General features: G+C 70.4%; 1 protein-coding gene. It reads right to left on the bottom strand.

Features of this window, described 5'->3' with window-relative positions:
• On the bottom strand, positions 1-2,099 hold a 2,099-nt coding region (locus HR086_RS46345), incomplete at its 3' end, for a DNA topoisomerase 3 (protein ID WP_254626765.1).
• Positions 2,100-2,111: the final 12 nt, after the last annotated feature.

Here is a 2,111-nt window from a genome sequence, read left to right as displayed (position 1 = left end):
TATAAGAGACAGTCCATCCCTCGCCCTGCCCCCACGACACGCGAAGTCGAGGCCCCGTACGGCATCGCCTGGGCCGGCCCCGTGGGGCCATGGCCCACCACCTCGGTGACATACTTCTCGATGCCCCGGATGAACTCGTCGAGCCGTCCTTCCCCTCGCTCGATGCGCTGAAGCCACGCTTCCCACTGGCCCGTCATCGCCGGCGTCTTCACGTCCGGGTGCACCACCTGGATGAGGTGCAGCCCCTTCTCCGTGGCCTCCAGCACCTTCCCCGAGCGGACCAGGTACTCGCGGTCCAGCAGCACCTCGATGATGGACGCACGCGTGGCGGGCGTCCCCAGCCCCGTCTCGCGCATCGCATCCGCCAGCTCCTTCTCGTCCAGCGCCCTTCCCGCCGTCTCCATCGCCGTCAGCAGCGACGCGTCCGTGAAGCGCGGAGGCGGACGCGTGCGCTTCTTCACCGCCTTCACGTCCTCCACCTTCTGCGGTTGCCCTCGCTCCAGCCCCGAAGGCAACGACTGAGGCTCGTCGTCCGGCTCCGCGTCCTCGTCACCCTTGCGCAACTCGGCCTTCGGCTTCGGCGCCTTCTTGCCTCCGCCGATGTCCAGCACCTTCCAACCCACCCGCTCCACCTGGGTGCCCGTGCTCTGGAAGCGGTCCACCACGGGCACCGCGCTCCGCGGCCCCGGCGACATCACCGCCGTCACCACCGTGGTGACCCGCCACACGTGGTCCTCGTGCCATGCCTGGAGCAACCGCCGGCACACGAGGTCGTAGATGCGCTGCTCGTCCGGAGACAACCGCAGTCCTTGCGGCGACGTGGGCGTCGGAATGATGGCGTGGTGGTCCGTCACCTTCGCGTCATCCACGTAGCGCCGCCCCAGGGGCCGCGCGCCCGTCCCCGGCGCCAGGTCCTCCTCGTACGGCCCGCGCACGGTGCCCACCACTTCCGGCAGCGTGTCCGCCACCGTCTCGGACAGGTGCCGGCTCGCGGTGCGCGGATAACTCAGGAGCTTGTGCTTCTCGTAGAGCGCCTGCGCGACCTCCAGCGTGCGCTGCGCGCTGAAGCCATACAGCCGGTTGGCGTGACGCTGCAGCTCCGTCAAATCGTAGAGCAGCGGAGGAGCCATCTTCTTCTCCTCCGCGTCCAGCGATTCAATCGCCGCCCGTCCACGCTTCACGCGGTCGATGACGGCCTGCGCATCCACCCCATCCGCGTCCAGCCGCCGGGACTCGCGCACGCCCTCCATTCCCGGTGGCACCACGGGCTTGCCATCCGGCCCGGAGCGGAACCATGTCCCGTCGTACCGAGCCCCCGCCGCCACGCCCTTCCCCTGCGGCGCGAAGGTGGCCACCACCTCCAGATAGTCCCGGGGAACGAAGCTCCGGATGGCCAGCTCCCGCTCCACCACCATCGCCAGCGTGGGCGTCTGCACCCGCCCCACGCTCAACATCTCCCCCTGCCCTCCGTGCGCCAGCGTGTACAGGCGCGACAGGTTCATCCCCACCAGCCAGTCCGCGCGGCTGCGTCCCATGGCCGCCGAGGCGAGCGAGTCATACTCCCGCCCCTCCTTGAGCTGCCGGAAGCCGTCCCGGATGGCTCGCTCCGTCAGCGACGACACCCACAGCCGCCGCACCGGCTTGCGACACCCCGCCGCCTCATAGATGTAGCGGAAGATGAGCTCGCCCTCGCGGCCCGCGTCCGTGGCGCACACCACCCCGCCCACGTCCGGCGAGGTCAGCACCCGGCGCACCACGTCGAACTGCGAACGCGTCTGCTCGGAGACCACCAGCGGCCAGTCACCCGGCAACATGGGCAGGAGCGACCGGCTCCACTTCTTCCAGTCCGGCCGAATCTCGTGCGGCTGCGCCAGGCCCACCAGGTGGCCAATCGCCCACGTCACCACATAGCCGTTGCCACGCAGGAAGCCGTCGCCGCGCTCCTGCGCGCCCAACACCCGGGCGATGTCGCGCGCCACGGACGGCTTCTCCGCCAGCACCGCCAGCAGGGACGCACGCCCCGAGGCCCGGCCCGCCGCGCCCTCCGTACCGCCTCGCCTGTCCTCGCCGGGCGACTCGCCCATCGCTTCCCACCTCATGAAACCAGTCCC

This window comes from Myxococcus sp. CA039A, assembly GCF_013336645.1.
In the GTDB taxonomy this organism is placed as follows: Bacteria; Myxococcota; Myxococcia; order Myxococcales; family Myxococcaceae; genus Myxococcus; species Myxococcus llanfairpwllgwyngyllgogerychwyrndrobwllllantysiliogogogochensis.
This window is presented reverse-complemented; position numbering and strand designations above follow the sequence as displayed.